Raw genomic sequence first — 16,681 nt, 5'->3', positions numbered from 1 at the left:
GAATTTTATTCCCAACGATAAAAACAAAAGTCTGCGGAATTTTGGCTTATTACCGCAAGGATAAATACTCACTTGTATCATAATACGGGCAGGTATAAAAATCAACATGAGTGTATTATAAAATTTGCAGGACATAAACAAACGGAATAAGAAATCGGGCTATAAGTTATGCCGCATTTTTGCCACTTGTGGGGCGTAAACCACAGAATCATTTTGTTTGGTGTGGAGTCGGGCGCTTTTTCCGGATTATAATAGACATAAGGTTGGCTGCAATCCTGATTTTGCGGAAGACCGGTAGGTTTTCAGATGTTTTGGATAAAGAGGAAATAAACTAAAATTTCAGGAGGATATGATGTATATGGAAAATATTCGACACACTTACGCTTTATAATGGAGTAAAAATTCCCGGACTGGGTTTCGGTGTATGGCAGATTTCTCCCTTGCATACAGCAAAATGTGTGAAAATGGCAATCAAGGCAGGATACCGCAGCATAGATACGGTGCAACACGAAGCTCTGGAATGATAACCGGGTCTATGACAAAGCAATGAAAGCCTTTGAGGTATCCCTAAAAAAACTGGGGCTTGAATATCTGGACCTGCTTTTGCTGCACCAGCAGGTGGGCGATTATATGGGCGCATGGAAGGACTGCGAAAAAGCAGTTGCCCAGGGAAAAGTAAAAAGTATCGGACTCAGCAATTTTGAATCGGGGCGTCTGGAGGAGGTCTGTGAGGCAGCGGTCATCAAGCCCGCTGTGCTCCAGGTGGAATGCCATCCTTATTTCCAGCAGAACGAATTAAAAAAGAGGCTGGCGCCTTATGGGACAGTCATCGAAGCATGGTATCCCATCGGACATGGCGATGCGGATCTGATCGGCGAGCCGGTCTTTACAGAACTGGCGCAGAAATATGGGAAAACCAATGTTCAGGTCATCCTGCGCTGGCATATCCAGGAAGGCACGGTCATTTTTCCGAAATCCACCAATCCGCAGCATATCAGGGATAATTTTGATATCTTTGATTTTGAACTGACAGGAGAGGAAATGGAGCGGATCAGGGCGGTCGATAAAAATGTGCGGTTCTTTACAACGCCGCTTGAGCAGCAGGAGGCGCAGTTTACAGCCTGGGCGCCGGAGGATTAAGGAGGCAGGACAAGATGGACAGGGCATATGTGATCTGCCACATGGCGGTCTCGCTGGACGGAAAGATAGACGGAGATTTCCATGAGGCGGAAAAAAGCGAAAAAGCAGGGGCATTACTGTCTGGTTTATGACAGGGAAGGCAGATGCACCTGGGAAGCTCCGACAAGTGCGATGAACGGTGTTCCCATGCAGATCGTGGAGGTGGTCACAAAGGCTGCCCGGAAAGAATACCTGGCGTATTTAAGGGATATGGGCATCTCCTATCTCATTAATAACTTCTCGGAATCTCAATAAATGAGATACCAACTGAAAATTGACAACTGAATATCGTGCAGGAAAAGAAATTTGAGAAAAATGGACATAAACATTGGACATAGCGGGTACTATGCCTTGAAAAATCTTATGGAATCGCTTAAGATATCATTATTAGGCGGTGAATCCTAATAATGATTCTTGAAATGCCTCAGCAGAGGGCATTTCCCAGGCATCAAGATGTTGTAGCATCAAGATGCCGTAGAGGCGGCAGTACCACATCTTAGTCGAGCGGTGCCTGCCGTCTTCTAATTTATAGTCCTCTTTCTCCCGCTTGTTGGAGCGCTCCACAGAAGTTCTTCTATCATATTCTTTTTCCCATGCTTTAGAGTCCCTTGGCGGTATGTTAAATAACCTTGGATTGTCATCGGTAAAGATGTGTACGGTTCTTCCATATTTTGCCGGTGGACAGGGGTGCCGTCACCGGCAAGAGCCAGGTGCCGGGGATTAACCAGCCCCCTGTGGACGGACTGGTCCAGGAACTGCTGCTGGTAAAGCCGGAAAATGAGGAAAAAGGGATTCTCAGGCTTTAACTGCCAGCGTTCCAGCAGGGGAAGAAGTTTTGAAGCAGTGCTGGAAGAATCGCAGCATGCAGGAAGGGAGCCGTGGTTCCGGGCCAAAAACAGAGTAACATTCCTGCATGACAGAATCCGTCTTGGAAAGATCAAGAAACCAGAACTGCACGATATAATCCCAGGTGCTTTTGGGAAGCGCAAAGGGATCCGGGTAAAATTTAAGGAACTGGGATACGAAAGTATCCTGAAAGGCGGCATGACCGCCAGGGTTACAAGGTAACATCAAAAATCGCCTCCAATCAAAAAGTGTACTTTTTGATCAAGGGCGCGAAGCGCCGCATTTTTTGACTGGTTTGTCAAGTGTTTTTGAGAAAAAAGTGGGTGATTTTTGAAAAATAGGTTCTGAAAGCCCTATGAAATAAGGGCTGAAGATTCCGAGAAGCTATCAGGAGAGAAGGGAGGGAAGCCATACCCGTGGCGTGTGGCCGGTGGGAAAAGGATCAGGGGCCGAACACCTGCTGGCAGTAAGGCGCCGGGTTCTTATGGGACTGGAGGAAGGACTTTGTAAAACGGCGGACAAAGGCGGAGGCGAAATCCGAATAGGCCGTCTGCACGAGCAGGGCTTTCAGGAAGGAAAGGCCGGAAGCCTCCATGGAGGAGAGTACACCGAGCCATTCCTCCTTCTGTACCCGGAAGAGCTGCAGCCACCGGCGCAGCTGGGAAAGGGTGACGGAGAAGCGTTCGCATAGCTTCTCCACAGTGGAAAGGTGCAGGAAATACTCCGCCAGGACGCGGAGGAGGAAGAACAGGCCGTAGCCTGAGTAGGGGATGATGAAGTCCGGGAGGATGGCATGGGCAGGTCTGCAGCTTAGGGCGGAATCCGGCCATGAAGGAGCCGAATAGGGCTTTTGATGAATTTTTTATACGAATCAGCTTGCAAAACAGGGAATTTTCTCTTATCATAGTATATGTCGGTGGTGCCGGAGCCTCACGAGTGGGACACGATCCCGTATATGGCAGGCACACTGGTATGTGAGAGAAAGAACGAACTGTAGGAGGTGCTGTTCTTTCTCTTTTTTGTTCCATAAAAACTATATCGGAACAGCAAGGGATGGTCAAGAGGAAAACGTGCCGCTTCCTGCAGCACGCTCTTATAGACAGTATTTGAAACCTGAGATTTTAATTTGACGTTTTTGTGCGGGAGATAAGAACTTTAATTTGCTGGACTACAGTATGGATGCTGTTTAGAAAACTGACAGTGGTAGAAGGAAGTTATTCACGCCATCCAATACTGGCGGCGGAATATGACCTGACAATCTTTCTGACATGCAGCTGGGAAGAACAGAAAAGGCGTCTGCAGATTCGGGAAGGAAATCATTTTTCTGCGTTTGAAGACGTGTGGATACCAATGGAAGAAAACTATCTGCAGCACTATTCGATAGAAACCGGCAGCCATCTTATCGTAGATACTTGTTACGGCAGCAATGCTTATGGCGGGTGCATTTTTGAATGCAGTTCCCGGGATCATTCTCCAGATGGTGTTTATCCCTGTGCTCATGGTGGCTTTGAATAAGACAGGGATTGTACGTTTTTACCGGGAATAGAAAGCCGCAGTGAAAGCAGGGCAGGGAATATAATTGATTTCTTTTATACCGACGGGGATGGGGACAGGCGTGATTACGGAGGCATCCATTGCGGAGGGGTCTTTGAGTTCAGGCTCAATGATGTCTGGGTTCCTGCCCGCATGGAGATGGGCATGGATGACAAATGGTATCTGGTGGGATTACCGGGGCTTACGCTGGACGGGCTGGAGGTAAAGGTGGAATAGATAGAAGCCGATTTATTTGTGAAATTATATTACTGGTATAATGACAAACAGACTGATCGGTGATATAGTGGTTACAGTAAAAACAAAAGGGACAGATAAGTCCGGAAAGGAAACGATCATGGCAACAGTTAATTTCGCTGCGAATGGCTTCGCAACAGCTTCAGTTGTTTATTATCTGCATAGCGAACATTATGAGGCACTGTTCAGTAAAGAAAAAGAACAGAGTCTGGTTAAGATACGCTCATGCAAGGTAAGAAAAAGGCGAAAAACTGTGTGATGTGAGGGCAGGTCTTATGGAGGCTGCCAGAAATAGATCATAGTTTTCATGTACCGCTTATCTTAAATGAGGTAGGCGGTATTTTTTATGCTTCATTAGCTCAGTTGGGAGAGCACTCGACTTTTAATCGAGGAGTCATGGGTTCAAGTCCCATATGGGGCATATACCGCCTGGATATTTATTTCAAATAACAGGAGGTGAGGATCATGGTGTATCTGCCGGTTATAGATATGGTAAGGAAAGGACAGAACATAGGAAGGCTGCGGAAGCAGGGAGCTGCCCTGCAGGTGCGCATGGATGATATTCTGGTCACCTCACGGATGGGTATGCCTAGCGGCGAGGGCAGCGGACTGTAAATCCGTCACACAGAAACAACGCAGGTTCGAGTCCTGCCCCATCCACTTTCCGTTTGCGTGTCCGAGAGGTTTATGGTGCCGCCCCTTAAGGAAGGTGTGTGGCAACGCACCGAAGGTTCAAATCCTTCCGCAAACGCTTTTAACAAAAGGTGGGATATTTAGGAAGCATAATACCTCCGTCCATTCCGCCGCCGAATTCTATCGGCAGCTTTGTGTCAAGCTGGGACTTGAGGCTTCCCAAAAAAAGACGGTTATGTTTCAGCGCGTCCAGGAGTATTTCTATTCCATGTCCACGAACAAGAATGTCCATTGCATGGTCTGCCTGGATGAAGCCCAGTATCTAAACAGTGATATTTTAAGGGATCTGAAAATGCTGTGCAACTTCTGCATGGATTCCAAAAACTGTTTTTCCCTGATTCTTCTGGGACAGCCCGTGCTGACCAGCCTCATGATGCGACAGCCCAACGAGGCGCTGCGCCGGCGTATCGCCGTCAGCTACGGCTTTGCCGGGTTTTCCATCTGTCCGAAGCAGACACTGGGAATTGTGCCAAAAAGGTACACAAATCCAACATTTACATGTTTTTAATGGGGAAGAAAAAGTCTGACAGATGATGAATAGCTTAACAAAGGAAGCTTTTCTCCCTATGCAGACAATGGAAGAGACATAATTGCATGAACAACTTTTAGAAATAATCTGATGAAACAGCGGAAAACACAGGGATAATGTGATGGAATCGGGTAAAAAAGATGGGATTGAATTTGACGTTTGAATTTGCTACAGTGTGACGTTCTACACTTGAACTGTTCAACCAACGCATCGCTCAATTCCTTAGAGGGAACCTTCGCCCGATACAGCCGTCAAATCCGCTTTTGGCTTGTGTGAGCCGGTTTCGTACTGTGTAAAAGAGCTTTTATTGTATGGGGAGTGAGTAACTAAGTTGTAACATTTTTCTGGTATAATAATAAAAAAAATAGGTGGTTTATTGAAAATGGTCGAATTATTTTATGCTGAGGATGACGCTCATATTGCAGGTGTTGTAAAAAAATATTTGGAACAGAAAAACTTTAAGGTAGTAATATATCATACAATTTCAGAGGTCAGACGAGCTTTGGAAATTCATGTGCCAACGATTATTTTGCTGGATTGGAATATGCCGGATGGACGTGGGGATAGTCTTTGTCAATGGATACGCAGCAGATGGAAAGAACTGCCGATTATTTTCCTTACGGTCCGGGATGATTCCCAGGATATTGTTTCATGTTTTCAAAATGGTGCGGATGATTATGTAGTAAAGCCTTTTGAATTAAGCGTATTGTATTCAAGGATTCAGGCGGTACTTAGAAGAACGGGCAATGTGGCGGCGCAGTACTTATCCTGTGATGGGATCAAGATAGATTTAAACCGCAGGACAGTTGTTTGTGGCACGGAAGAAATAGATTTAAGCGTATCAGAGTATGAGCTGCTTTTGTACCTCTTGCAGAATAAAGGAAAGACTGTTACCAGGGAAAAAATCTTAGAACAGGTATGGGATGTAAATGGAAACTACGTGAATGATCATACATTGACAGTTACTATGAAACGGCTGCGGGACAAGCTGCATCAACCGTCCTGTTTGAAAACAATTAGAAGTGTGGGATACCGCATGGAGGATACCATATGAGCGGGCGAAAAAATTTAGTGATTCTCTTTGGATTTGTGGCAGCTGTCAGCCTGATTTCTTCTGCTGTTACGGCAATGCTGCTTTCCTGTCATTACAGCAGGCTTCAATTTGATTTGGTAAATGTGATCTGCGGCGAAGTGCTGGAACAAGAGCCGGAAATGAAGCATATCGTTTCTGCTGCATTGAAAGAATATACGGGTGGAAATGCTGATGGCGTGGAAATGAGGGATGTATTGTCCGTTTTAGGGTACCGCATATCTGATTTTTCTGATTCATCTGTTACGTATGATAGTATATTCGCAATAACGGGGTTTTTAGCAGGAATCGTTCTCTTTGCAGTTACTTATGCATTCCGTAACAAAACAGAAGCGAAACGAATAGAGGAGCTGTCAGATTATCTGGAGCAGGTTAATATGGGAAAAGCGGTCGTCCTCTCTGTTTCCGGAGAAGATCTTTTTTCCAAGCTGGAAGATGAAATATATAAGACTGTGACATTTCTTTATCAGACAAAGGATGCGGCGGTACAGGCCAAAAATAATTTTGCCGAGAATCTATCCAATATTGCACATCAGATCAAAACTCCGATTACCGCCATTTCTTTATCACTGCAGACATTATCTGAAATGCCGGTGAGAAAAGAATATGAAAAAGACAGGATGGAGCAGATAAAGAAACAGTTAAACAGACTGATTCATTTAGAAGAATCCCTGCTTGTTTTATCTCGTCTTGATGCAGGTACATTGATGTTTCAAAAAGAAGATGTGGATGTTTTTACCTTGCTTGTCCTTGCGGCAGACAATTTGCAGGAATTATTTGCAGATTCCGGCACTTTCATTGATATTCCGGAATCAGGGGAGATGGCAGTGACAGTCGATTTAAACTGGACTATGGAAGCAGTTATAAATGTAATGAAAAACTGTATGGAGCATAATGTGGGCGGAATAGTCCATTGTTCTTATGGGCAGAATCCGCTATATACAGAAATACTGATCTGGGATGAGGGGGACGGATTTGCCAAAGAAGATATTCCGCATCTTTTTAAACGGTTTTATCGCGGAAAGAATGCAGATGCGGGCGGTAATATCCGTGGAAGCGGCATTGGGATAGGCTTAGCATTGTCAAAAGAGATTATAGAACATCAAAATGGGACAATAAGGGCTAAAAATCTGCCGAATGGCGGTGCATGTTTTGAAATCCGGTTATATAAACAATAAATTTAATATCAATTCTGCAGCAGTTACTAAGTTGTAACTTTCATTTGGTACAATATAGCTTGTAAACAGTTTGCCTGCAGGAACAAAGTTTACAAGCTGACGGGCAGCTTTGCTGCAAGCGTAGAAATTCAAAACATCCAAAGGAGGAGACAAAAATGAATATCTTAACATGCGAGGGAGTCTGCAAAATGTATGGCTCCGGCAATAATCAGGTGACTGCACTGGATGGAATTGATCTGACGGTAGGCAAGGGAGAATTTGTGGCGGTTATCGGAGCGTCCGGTTCGGGTAAATCCACATTGTTACATATTCTGGGAAGCGTGGATAAACCTACAAGCGGAAAAGTTACAATAGACGGAACGGATTTGTCAAAACTGAATCAGACACAGGCAGCGATTTTCCGCAGAAGAAAAGTGGGTTTGGTGTATCAGTTCTATAATCTGATTCCGACACTTACCGTGCAAAAAAACATTCTTATGCCGCTTGCCCTTGATAAGAAGAAACCAAATAAAGAGTATTTTGAAAAGATCGTCCGTTCGCTTGGAATTGATGAACGGCTTGAAGCTCTGCCAAACCAGTTATCAGGCGGGCAGCAGCAAAGGGTTGCCATAGCGCGTTCATTGATTTACCGCCCGGCTCTGCTTTTGGCGGATGAGCCGACTGGAAATCTGGATCAGAAAAATTCCAAAGAAATTATTGATATGCTGAAATTATCGAATCGTAATCTGGAACAGACGATTGTGCTGATTACCCATGATGAGAAGGTGGCTTTAGAAGCAGACCGTATCATAACCATAGAGGACGGGCATATTATAAGCGATGAGAAGCGGAGGTAATGAGCTATGTGGAAAGATTATTCATCAAGCTATATTAAAAATAACCGTTCATCTGGCATGTCTGTTATGATAGCGGCATTTATATCAGCTCTGCTGTTATCACTGCTCCTAGGGTTATTTTATAACGCATGGAAGTACGAAATTGAAAGAATTGAACTGGAAGAAGGCGGCTGGCAGAGCAGAATTGTCGGGGAATTTACCCAGGAAGATATTGAATCTATAAAGAATTTTGCTCATGTAAAAGATGTAGTTGTAAATGAAAAGGGAGCGCAGATTCCGGAAACCGTGATAGATATTTATTTTGACAGCATGGGGTCTGTCCTTGACAATACGTTACGGATTGCTGAAACTTTGGGAGTTTCAGCAGAAAAGGTTATTTATAACTATGAACTTCTGGCGATGTATATGATACGTGATTCGCAGGACACTGCGCCGAGACTGGTTTTTCCGATGTTTATTCTGATAGTCGGAGTTGCCTCTTTTTCATTGATTATAGTAATACATAATTCTTTTGCAGTGTCTATGAATGCCAGAATCCATCAGTTTGGTATTTTTTCCAGCATTGGAGCCACGCCCAAACAGATACGCTCATGTCTTTTGCAGGAAGCGGCTGCATTATGTATTCTGCCGATCTTAATTGGGAATCTGCTCGGCATTCTAATCAGTATGGGACTGATACATATGGCGAATGATTTACTGGGGAGTGATGTGTCGGGCAGGCATGAATCAGTCTTTGGCTATCATCCGTTAGTCTTAGTCGCGGCACTTCTTTTGACGGTGGCGACCATATGGATTTCCGCATGGATGCCAGCCAGAAAATTAAGCAGACTGACGCCGCTTGAAGCGATTAAAAATACAGGCGAATTACAATTAAAGCGTAAGAAAAAATCTCCGCTGCTTACCTGTCTTTTTGGATTGGAAGGAGAATTGGCAGGTGGAGCATTGAAAGCACAGAAAAGAGCCTTACGGACAGCATCGCTTAGTCTGATATTCTCTTTTCTTGCCTTTACCATTATGCAGTCCTTTTTTGCACTTTCAGGAATCAGTACAAGGGAAACTTATTTTGAACGTTATCAGAGTGTTTGGGACATTATGGTTACAGTAAAGGACACGGATGTGGATTCTTTTAGTGAGGCACAAAAATTACGGGCGATTTCCGGAATAAGAAGTGCCATTGTATATCAGAAAGCAATGGCAAAAAGAATCATTGCAGAGGATGAAATAAGCGAAGATATGAAGTCCTTCGGCGGTTTTGCTGTAGCCAGGGATAAATATGTGAGGAAGACGGATGGGGGATGGCTTGTAAATGTTCCCATTGTCATACTGGATGATGCGAGTTTTTTAGCGTACTGTGAACAGATTGGCATCGCACCGCAGCTTAATGGGGCAGTCATATGGAATCAGATACGTGATGTTACAAATCCGGATTTCAGGCATCCACGATATATGCCCTATGTGAAAGGGGAAAATGCAGTAAGTATTTTAAGACAGTCCGGCAAGGAAGAAATGACGGCAGAGATCCCGGTTTTGTCCTATACGGAGAAGGTGCCTGTTTTAAGAGAGGAGTACGCAACGCTTGATTATTATGAACTGGTGCATTTTATTCCCACATCTTTGTGGAAAGAGATCAAGGGGCAGATTGGAGGCAGCGAGGAGGATTCCTATATCTGTATGCTTGGCAGGGAAAATGTGACATCAGGGGAATTGGATGCTTTGCAGGGGCAGGTAGACAGCCTGATTGCGGGGAACTATAAGACAGAAAGTGAAAACCGTATTCAGGAAGCAGAAGTGAACGATAAACAGATACAGGGAATGATGACAATCTTTGGCGGTTTCTGTGTCCTGCTTGCGGTGATTGGCATTGGAAATGTGTTTTCCAATACGCTGGGCTTTGTCCGTCAGAGAAAAAGGGAATTTGCAAGGTATATGTCTGTTGGAATGACACAGGGTGAAATCAAAAAAATGTTCTGCGTGGAGGCGCTTACCATTGCAGGGCGTCCGATTTTAATCACCCTTCCGTTTGCGGTTATTACAGTGGGGTATATGCTGAAGCTAAGCTATGTTGAAGTGGGGACATTTCTTGCCGAAGCGCCGCTCATTCCGATTATGATTTTTATGCTGGCTATCTGGGGGAGTGTGGCATTTGCGTATTATCTTGGTTGGCGTAATATACGTAAAATCGACTTAGCTGAGGTTTTGCGGGATGATACAATGATGTAAAATGCGATGAAATTGACAAAATCGTTATTTGAGGAAATGGACGGAAAATACGAAAGGCAAGGGGATTACTTAATTTAAAGATAGTATATTCATACAGCCTGCTGATACATAGCTTGCAGATACCTCGCAGAAACCAAATCATACAGAAAAGCAATTTTTGCATATGAAGTCAATATTTGAACAGTTAGGCGGCACATATCACGAAGAAGATGGGTATCTTATCCCAGATTTGAGATTACCCACCGAAGAAGAGCAACCGATAGGAACATGGGGACAGCGGCATCTGGATTATCTGAAGCAGTACCGCAAGGTTACATACACCAATTTTCTCACAAGCGACAGACTCAACGCTTACCTTAGGGAAATCATATACGCATAAAGCATTAAAATTGGAGGGCAGGGATTTAACACCTTGCTCTCTACCTTGCTTTGAAAAGTATTAGAGATATAGGGAATACAGTAAAGAAAAGCGTTACTTATTATCCCTGCTTTAAGCAGAAAGGGATATTATCTGCTAAAAATGGAATGAATTTATATCATGGCTGCTCACACGGGTGCATTTATTGTGACTACAGAAGCAAATGCTATTACATGGAATACGCTTTTGAGGATATTGAAGTCAAGGAAAATGCGATTGACTTGTTGGAATATACTCTAATTCATAAGCGAAAAAAGCGTATGATAGGTACAGTGTCGGACAGCGAATTGAGGGAGACACAAGCAGCAAATTATTTTTCCGACATTTATCCCATTGACAGCGCAGTGCTGTCTGCAAATGCACAATTCATATGCAGGTAATGTGACATAATGCGGAAAGGCGATACAGACTGTAACCTATCTAGCTTATAAGCCATAAAGCGCCTATCTTTTCACTACAAACAGACTGCAAGGAGAAAATACAATTGGGCAGCCCACTGACAGGCAAAGGGCTGTTTTTAAAATTACATGGATCATTGAGCGGGTATCTGGTAAAATGACCTTGCAATACAAGAAAATTTAATTAGACAATCGTGTCTAATGGCGAAATAGGGCATTTCTCGCTTTGTGTCGTGTTTTGCTGTTGACATTTATGGTAATGTGCAAGTGAAAGGAGGGGAAAAGAATGGATACGAAAAAGATAGGAGAATTTTTAAAGGTGCTTCGTAAAGAACGAGGATTAACACAAGAACAGCTTGCAGAAATTCTTCTTGTATCGGGAAGAACGATCTCTCGGTGGGAAACAGGAACTAATATGCCAGATTTAAGTATCCTTATCAAAATGGCGGAGTTCTACAATGTAGAAGTGAAAGAAATTTTGGACGGAGAAAGGAAAAGCGAGAATATGGATAAAGAATTGAAAGAAACCTTATCTAAAGTGGCAGACTATAACAAATTGGAAAAAGAGAGGGTAACAAAAGCAGGAAATATTGCATTTGGTCTAACCTTTGCTATTTGTGCGGCTGTGATCATCATTCAGCTTCTCATGGTGGGAGAATTGGCGATTGTGGCAGGAGAAACTGCTGTTTTACTTGTTGGTGGAGCAGCTTATATTGGAGTGATGACCTATAATGGAGTTTGGGAGACTGGTTCCAGGTTCAAAAGTACGCCATTTACAGATGCGTTGATAGCTGTGATATGTGCCGGAGTATTTGCGGCAGCATTGGTTATTTGCTATATCAGATTAGGCGCAGCAGCGTCTCAAGCGGTTCATAGCGCACTTATATTTTTTGTGGGAATTGCCGTAGTTGGTTTTGGGGTATTGAGAATACTGGCTTGTATCAATCATAAAAGAAGAGAAAAAATAGTGCAAAACAAGTGATAAAGGAAATGGGGCTGAGGCAGAATGTTACGCATTAGGGCAAGCCGAAATAATTGATGTAAAAAGCGGCGTGTGTTGCAGGAAAACTTAAATAAATATAGTTAATAATAGCAAAGGAGAGGACATACCGAATTCGAGCAACAGATAAAATCCCGGAAATGCTGATAATGTGCGTTCCCGGGATTGTTTTATGCTGTCGGCTCTAAAATGGCAGTATATCAGATTGTTTCCCAATTCCTTAAAAAACAGGATTTGCTGTAGCTTTTGCAAGGCTTCATCATCATATAGGCGATAGCCGGATTCGGTCCATCCGCTTGGCTTATGGTTCGCATTCTTATCAGCTCCTAAAGTTTGTGAGGAAGCAAGACAGAAATTGCTGGCTGATTTCTATTCTGCTCCTATGAGATAAGAATACAGTATTATCTCATCAAAAAAGAACAAATATTCGATAGAATATCCTTGTTTTTGTTCCTTCCGTAGAATATAATGAATGAAGAAGGCGAGGTAACAAAATGGGAAATAAGTTAAATGCAATAGATTTATTCTGCGGCTGCGGGGGACTGTCTTATGGATTTGAGGAAGCAGGGTTTCATATATTATTGGGGATAGATAATGATTCAAAAGCATTGGAAACATTTGAACTGAATCACAATGGCGCAAAATCAATTTGTGGAGATATTACACAAATAACTTATGAAGAAGATATTAAACCATTGATTGGCGATCAGACCATTGATGTAATTATTGGCGGGCCGCCGTGCCAGGGAATGTCCCTTTCGGGCCCAAGAAGGTTTGATGATCCAAGAAATAAATTATATTTGTCATACATCCGCTTGGTGCAGGAAATACAGCCGAAAGCATTTGTGATAGAAAATGTACCAGGGCTTGTGGGGTTGTTCGGCGGACAGATTAAAGACAGCATTTTAGAAAAGTTCACAGAGATGGGGTATCAGATTCAATATAGAATCTTATGTGCCGCTGATTATGGAGTTCCTCAAAGCAGAAAGAGGGTAGTTTTTGTGGGAACAAGAAGCGGAGAATTCCTATATCCAGAGCCCAATAAAGATAAAGTGAGCTGCAGTATGGCATTGTCAGACCTGCCGGCCTTAGAAGACGAACTTGGAGATGAGAATTTAGAATATCTGACACAGCCGCAGAATGAATATCAGAAAATGATGCGTAAAAATTCCAAAGTAGTTAGAAACCATATTGCGGCAAATCATTCGGAACGAGTGAAAAAAATAATTTCTCTCGTTCCTGATGGCGGAAATTATAAAAGCTTACCGGCCGAATATATAAACAGCAGAAACTTCCATGTTGCATGGACAAGATTTGCAAGTGATAAGCCGGCGCCGACAATTGACACAGGGCATAGACATCATTTTCACTATAAATATAATCGCGTACCTACAGTGAGGGAATGCGCGAGACTGCAGTCCTTTCCAGACAATTTCATTTTCTTAGGGAATAAGACACAGCAGTTTAGACAAGTAGGCAATGCGGTTCCGCCGCTTATGGCACAGAGCATTGCAGAACAGTTAAAAAAAGTATTGGGAGATGAAAAATAGTGGAAGAGTATAAAATTCCAGAGGAGTATTATTTTAGACTGCATCATGTCCGGCCTAGATTTAAAGGCGATATAGAAAATGTGTTGATTTATGTTGCGGAAGAAATAACCCGTGTCGGTGAAAAAGAGACAGAAAAGTTCGTGGAAGAAGTAAATGCAGCATTATTCCGGTATCCGGGAAATGCGCACCGGGAACTGAAAACAATCAATAACTGGAGAACTGAGATATCGGCACTGTTTGGTTTTATAGAACATACAAAGACAACTGATAAACCCGGGAGAAGAGCGGCAGAGCTGGCCAGGAGCGGGGATTTAGTAGAGTGTTTTAAAACATTTCTTTATAATTTTCAGTATCCGGGGGCACATATAAAGCCGAATAGGGTTTTGGAACAAATTGGAGAAGGAATTCATTTTAAACCGGCACAATATATTTTAAGGCTATTGAGATATGCGAATCGTGCCGGCGGCAATTCTGTCGGAATTACTAAGTTTGAAGTATGCCACTGTTTATTCAATGATTTACGGGTTACGAGAGATTGCGAAGGTGTGGAGAAAACCTGGGAAAGAATTTCTCAGAACAGAAAAGAAGAATTAGCATACGATCAGGCAGGCGATGTGATAAGATATGCAGGCGATATAATTGATTATATGGAAATTGCGAATCTTTTGAAAACCTATGATAGCAGAACCTATTATTTAAATACCCTGGAGGAGGAATCCATAGTAAAGTTTTGCGAATCCAATGAATGGTTTAGCGGTTATGATACAATGATTAGCCAGAAAAGCGGAAGTATGGAGGCTGTCAAGTCGTGCGTGAACAGCTGGTTTTCTTATGTAAACAGAGATATGCAGGATACAGACTTCTCTACGGATATTCTGGCATACATAGCAAGCGATGAAGAAGAATTAAAACAGTTGAAGAAGAATACAACAAACGTAGAAACCAGCAGCCTGGAGGAGCTTGCACAAAGAGATGATATATTAGAAAAACGTATTTTTGCATGTTTCGATACGTTTACAACAAAAGACATTGGCGATATTGGAGAAAACTTAGTTCACGGGCACGAATGTATGCGGATTAAGCTGGGCGGACGTGAAGATTTGCTGCATTTAATCAAACGAATACCTACGCAGTTTGCAGTCGGATACGATATTAGTTCCGTGGAATTGGATGAACGGAAACGGTATATAGAAGTAAAGACAACGATTAGTTCAAAACCATTGCATTTTAATCGAATCCATCTGACAAAGAATGAGTGGAATACGGCCAGCAGCACACATGACAGATATTATGTATACCGGTTGATGTTAAGCAAGAATGAACGGAAATTGTTTTTACTGCAGGATCCAGTCGGGCTTTATAAAAAAGATAAGATCAATATGATACCTTCTGATGGCGCAGATATAACATTCGATCCGAAGGAAGTAGGAGAATTTGAGGAGTTGCTGACATGGAAAAATTAAAAGTTGCATCATTATTTTGCGGCTGCGGAGGAACCGATGTTGGTCTGGTAGGAGGATTTGATTTTTTAGGAAAACATTATAACTCCAATGATATGGAGATCGTTTACGCCAACGATATAGATGATAATGCATGCAATATTTTTAGGGAGAATTTTGGAATTACGCCGGACAATCGTGATATTAGAGAAGTTAAAACGGAAGAAATACCAGAGTTTGATATTTTGACAGGCGGCTTTCCGTGTCAATCTTTTTCGATTGTAGCGCAGAATCCAAAACGTTTGGGAGTGAAAGACGAGAAAGGAAAGCTTTTCTTTGAGATGTGCAGGATTTTAAAGGAACGGCAGCCGAAATGTTTTGTTGCAGAAAATGTAAAGGGAATACTGACGGCAAATAAAAGAAGCGCGTTTCCTTTAATATTAAGAGAGTTTGAGGAAAGCGGCTATGATGTGCAATATGAGATCTTGAATTCCGCAGGGTATGGCGTTCCCCAGAAAAGAGAACGTGTTATTATTGTAGGATTCAGAAAGGATTTGAAGATAAAATTTTCATTTCCTAAAGCAGAAATAGAAGATGAAACCAAGTATATTCCCTTAAAGTCCGTTATTGAAAAGCGCGTAGATGAAAAATATTTTTTCAGTGAAAAGGCCGTTGCAGGAATGATGAAAAAGCGTGAAAGCATGAATAAAGGGAGAGCGCAGGATATCAATAAACCATGTAATACGGTGGGGGCTCATTTGGCGAAGGTATCTTTAAACAGTACAGATCCAGTGCTTATGGAAGGCGGAAGATACAGACGCTTTACACCGAGGGAGGTTGCAAGGATTCAATCTTTCCCAGATGATTTTGAGCTGGTGGGAAGCGAGTCTGCACAGTACAGAGCATTAGGAAATGCAATTCCGCCGGTAATGTTTTGGCATGTAGCAAAAGCAGTAGGCAAAGAGTTGAAAAAGGATTAATATGGATAATCTGACAAAAGAGCAGCGCAGAAAAAATATGCAGCGTATCCGGGCAAAAGATACTGGTATAGAGTTGAGATTGAGAAAGGCATTGTGGCATAAAGGATATCGTTATCGGAAAAACGATAAGAATCTGCCGGGAAAGCCGGATATTGTTTTGACAAAATATAAGATTGCTATTTTTTGCGATAGTGAATTTTTTCATGGAAAGGATTGGGAAGTTTTAAAGCCTAGAATTGAGAAGGGAACAAATAGTGATTATTGGATCAAGAAAATTTCCAATAACAGAAGACGTGATGATGAAGTGAACAAGCAGCTTTTATTCAGAGGGTGGACGGTAATTAGATTTTGGGGAAAAGATATTCAGAAAAATCTCGATGAATGTGTAAACGTTGTTGAGGAAGCTGTCTTTGACAGTAAAATGGATGAAGCGGCAGATTTAGAAGAAATAAACTTGAATATGGATGAAGGCATCAAAGAGAAATAGAAGATTATTCGTTTTTGTCTAACTAAAAACTGTAAGTAAAAAGGCTCGTC

The 16,681-nt window shown here is 42.5% G+C and carries 17 protein-coding genes, 2 tRNA genes and 2 pseudogenes; 20 read left to right on the top strand and 1 reads right to left on the bottom strand.

Features of this window, described 5'->3' with window-relative positions; genetic code table 11:
* Positions 1-546 precede the first annotated feature (546 nt).
* The 3 genes from VV089_RS15525 (at position 547) to VV089_RS15515 (ending at position 2,247) form a co-directional block, all read left to right on the top strand.
* Positions 547-1,140: an aldo/keto reductase gene (locus tag VV089_RS15525; protein ID WP_334336513.1), complete on the top strand. Its 594-nt coding sequence runs from the start codon at positions 547-549 to the stop codon at positions 1,138-1,140.
* 81 nt (positions 1,141-1,221) lie between these two features.
* Positions 1,222-1,434 (top strand): hypothetical protein, encoded by a 213-nt coding sequence (locus VV089_RS15520; RefSeq protein WP_334336512.1) that lies wholly within the window; start codon positions 1,222-1,224, stop codon positions 1,432-1,434.
* A gap of 522 nt (positions 1,435-1,956) precedes the next feature.
* Positions 1,957-2,247, top strand: coding sequence for a hypothetical protein (locus tag VV089_RS15515; RefSeq protein WP_172544157.1), 291 nt, complete (start codon positions 1,957-1,959; stop codon positions 2,245-2,247).
* Positions 2,248-2,467: 220 nt separating this feature from the next.
* Here VV089_RS15515 and VV089_RS15510 read toward each other — a convergent pair whose 3' ends face one another.
* Entirely contained in the window at positions 2,468-2,725 is a 258-nt protein-coding gene (locus VV089_RS15510; RefSeq protein WP_334336511.1) for a hypothetical protein, read from the bottom strand.
* Positions 2,726-3,204: 479 nt separating this feature from the next.
* Here VV089_RS15510 and VV089_RS15505 point away from each other — a divergent pair, with 479 nt between their 5' ends.
* The 17 genes and pseudogenes from VV089_RS15505 (at position 3,205) to VV089_RS15420 (ending at position 16,631) form a co-directional block, all read left to right on the top strand.
* Positions 3,205-3,540, top strand: a complete 336-nt coding sequence (locus VV089_RS15505; RefSeq protein ID WP_172543317.1) for a hypothetical protein — start codon at positions 3,205-3,207, stop codon at positions 3,538-3,540.
* 27 nt (positions 3,541-3,567) lie between these two features.
* Complete coding sequence (locus VV089_RS15500; RefSeq protein WP_172543336.1) at positions 3,568-3,795, top strand: DUF5348 domain-containing protein; 228 nt, start codon at positions 3,568-3,570, stop codon at positions 3,793-3,795.
* Positions 3,796-4,161: 366 nt separating this feature from the next.
* A tRNA-Lys gene (locus VV089_RS15495) sits at positions 4,162-4,234 on the top strand.
* A 44-nt stretch (positions 4,235-4,278) separates the two neighbouring features.
* Positions 4,279-4,428, top strand: coding sequence for a hypothetical protein (locus VV089_RS15490; protein ID WP_172543335.1), 150 nt, complete (start codon positions 4,279-4,281; stop codon positions 4,426-4,428).
* A tRNA-Tyr gene (locus VV089_RS15485) sits at positions 4,391-4,473 on the top strand. The genes VV089_RS15490 and VV089_RS15485 overlap by 38 nt, the downstream gene beginning before the upstream one ends.
* A 49-nt stretch (positions 4,474-4,522) precedes the next feature.
* On the top strand, positions 4,523-5,014 hold the full coding sequence (locus tag VV089_RS15480) for an ATP-binding protein (RefSeq protein ID WP_334336509.1): 492 nt from the start codon (positions 4,523-4,525) through the stop codon (positions 5,012-5,014).
* Between the two features lie 403 nt (positions 5,015-5,417).
* Positions 5,418-6,089: a response regulator transcription factor gene (locus tag VV089_RS15475; protein WP_172543192.1), complete on the top strand. Its 672-nt coding sequence runs from the start codon at positions 5,418-5,420 to the stop codon at positions 6,087-6,089.
* Positions 6,086-7,303, top strand: coding sequence for a sensor histidine kinase (locus VV089_RS15470; RefSeq protein ID WP_172543193.1), 1,218 nt, complete (start codon positions 6,086-6,088; stop codon positions 7,301-7,303). Before VV089_RS15475 ends, VV089_RS15470 begins: the two co-directional genes overlap by 4 nt.
* A 155-nt stretch (positions 7,304-7,458) precedes the next feature.
* Positions 7,459-8,139, top strand: coding sequence for an ABC transporter ATP-binding protein (locus tag VV089_RS15465; RefSeq protein ID WP_172543194.1), 681 nt, complete (start codon positions 7,459-7,461; stop codon positions 8,137-8,139).
* Between the two features lie 6 nt (positions 8,140-8,145).
* Positions 8,146-10,359: an ABC transporter permease gene (locus VV089_RS15460; RefSeq protein WP_334336508.1), complete on the top strand. Its 2,214-nt coding sequence runs from the start codon at positions 8,146-8,148 to the stop codon at positions 10,357-10,359.
* A gap of 163 nt (positions 10,360-10,522) precedes the next feature.
* Positions 10,523-10,726, top strand: a pseudogene (locus VV089_RS15455) (TnpV protein); the annotation flags it as partial.
* 158 nt (positions 10,727-10,884) lie between these two features.
* Positions 10,885-11,055: pseudogene (locus VV089_RS15450) on the top strand (radical SAM protein); the annotation flags it as partial.
* 406 nt (positions 11,056-11,461) lie between these two features.
* Positions 11,462-12,157 carry a helix-turn-helix domain-containing protein gene (locus VV089_RS15445; protein ID WP_334336507.1) on the top strand — a complete coding sequence of 232 codons (696 nt, stop codon included), beginning with the start codon at positions 11,462-11,464 and terminating at the stop codon, positions 12,155-12,157.
* Between the two features lie 512 nt (positions 12,158-12,669).
* A complete protein-coding gene (locus VV089_RS15435; RefSeq protein WP_172543198.1) occupies positions 12,670-13,725 on the top strand; it encodes a DNA cytosine methyltransferase in 1,056 nt (351 codons plus the stop codon).
* Positions 13,725-15,188 (top strand): protein NO VEIN domain-containing protein, encoded by a 1,464-nt coding sequence (locus VV089_RS15430; protein ID WP_172543199.1) that lies wholly within the window; start codon positions 13,725-13,727, stop codon positions 15,186-15,188. The genes VV089_RS15435 and VV089_RS15430 overlap by 1 nt, the downstream gene beginning before the upstream one ends.
* Positions 15,176-16,144 (top strand): DNA cytosine methyltransferase, encoded by a 969-nt coding sequence (locus VV089_RS15425; protein ID WP_172543200.1) that lies wholly within the window; start codon positions 15,176-15,178, stop codon positions 16,142-16,144. The genes VV089_RS15430 and VV089_RS15425 overlap by 13 nt, the downstream gene beginning before the upstream one ends.
* A 1-nt stretch (position 16,145) precedes the next feature.
* Positions 16,146-16,631: a very short patch repair endonuclease gene (locus VV089_RS15420; protein WP_334336506.1), complete on the top strand. Its 486-nt coding sequence runs from the start codon at positions 16,146-16,148 to the stop codon at positions 16,629-16,631.
* Positions 16,632-16,681 lie beyond the last annotated feature (50 nt).

Source organism: Candidatus Merdisoma sp. JLR.KK011 (assembly GCF_036941125.1).
In the GTDB taxonomy this organism is placed as follows: domain Bacteria; phylum Bacillota; class Clostridia; order Lachnospirales; family Lachnospiraceae; genus Laedolimicola.
The sequence above is the reverse complement of the archived record's forward strand: the minus strand, read 5'-3'. Positions and strand labels throughout refer to the sequence as shown.

What these genes read in the sequence shown, in the direction of transcription:
- VV089_RS15525 (WP_334336513.1), top strand. Translation starts at nt 547, where the DNA reads ATGAAAGCCTTTGAGGTATCCCTAAAAAAACTGGGGCTTGAATATCTG.
- VV089_RS15520 (WP_334336512.1), top strand. Translation starts at nt 1,222, where the DNA reads ATGAGGCGGAAAAAAGCGAAAAAGCAGGGGCATTACTGTCTGGTTTAT.
- VV089_RS15515 (WP_172544157.1), top strand. Translation starts at nt 1,957, where the DNA reads ATGAGGAAAAAGGGATTCTCAGGCTTTAACTGCCAGCGTTCCAGCAGG.
- VV089_RS15505 (WP_172543317.1), top strand. Translation starts at nt 3,205, where the DNA reads ATGCTGTTTAGAAAACTGACAGTGGTAGAAGGAAGTTATTCACGCCAT.
- VV089_RS15490 (WP_172543335.1), top strand. Translation starts at nt 4,279, where the DNA reads ATGGTGTATCTGCCGGTTATAGATATGGTAAGGAAAGGACAGAACATA.
- VV089_RS15475 (WP_172543192.1), top strand. Translation starts at nt 5,418, where the DNA reads ATGGTCGAATTATTTTATGCTGAGGATGACGCTCATATTGCAGGTGTT.
- VV089_RS15470 (WP_172543193.1), top strand. Translation starts at nt 6,086, where the DNA reads ATGAGCGGGCGAAAAAATTTAGTGATTCTCTTTGGATTTGTGGCAGCT.
- VV089_RS15465 (WP_172543194.1), top strand. Translation starts at nt 7,459, where the DNA reads ATGAATATCTTAACATGCGAGGGAGTCTGCAAAATGTATGGCTCCGGC.
- VV089_RS15460 (WP_334336508.1), top strand. Translation starts at nt 8,146, where the DNA reads ATGTGGAAAGATTATTCATCAAGCTATATTAAAAATAACCGTTCATCT.
- VV089_RS15445 (WP_334336507.1), top strand. Translation starts at nt 11,462, where the DNA reads ATGGATACGAAAAAGATAGGAGAATTTTTAAAGGTGCTTCGTAAAGAA.
- VV089_RS15435 (WP_172543198.1), top strand. Translation starts at nt 12,670, where the DNA reads ATGGGAAATAAGTTAAATGCAATAGATTTATTCTGCGGCTGCGGGGGA.
- VV089_RS15425 (WP_172543200.1), top strand. Translation starts at nt 15,176, where the DNA reads ATGGAAAAATTAAAAGTTGCATCATTATTTTGCGGCTGCGGAGGAACC.
- VV089_RS15420 (WP_334336506.1), top strand. Translation starts at nt 16,146, where the DNA reads ATGGATAATCTGACAAAAGAGCAGCGCAGAAAAAATATGCAGCGTATC.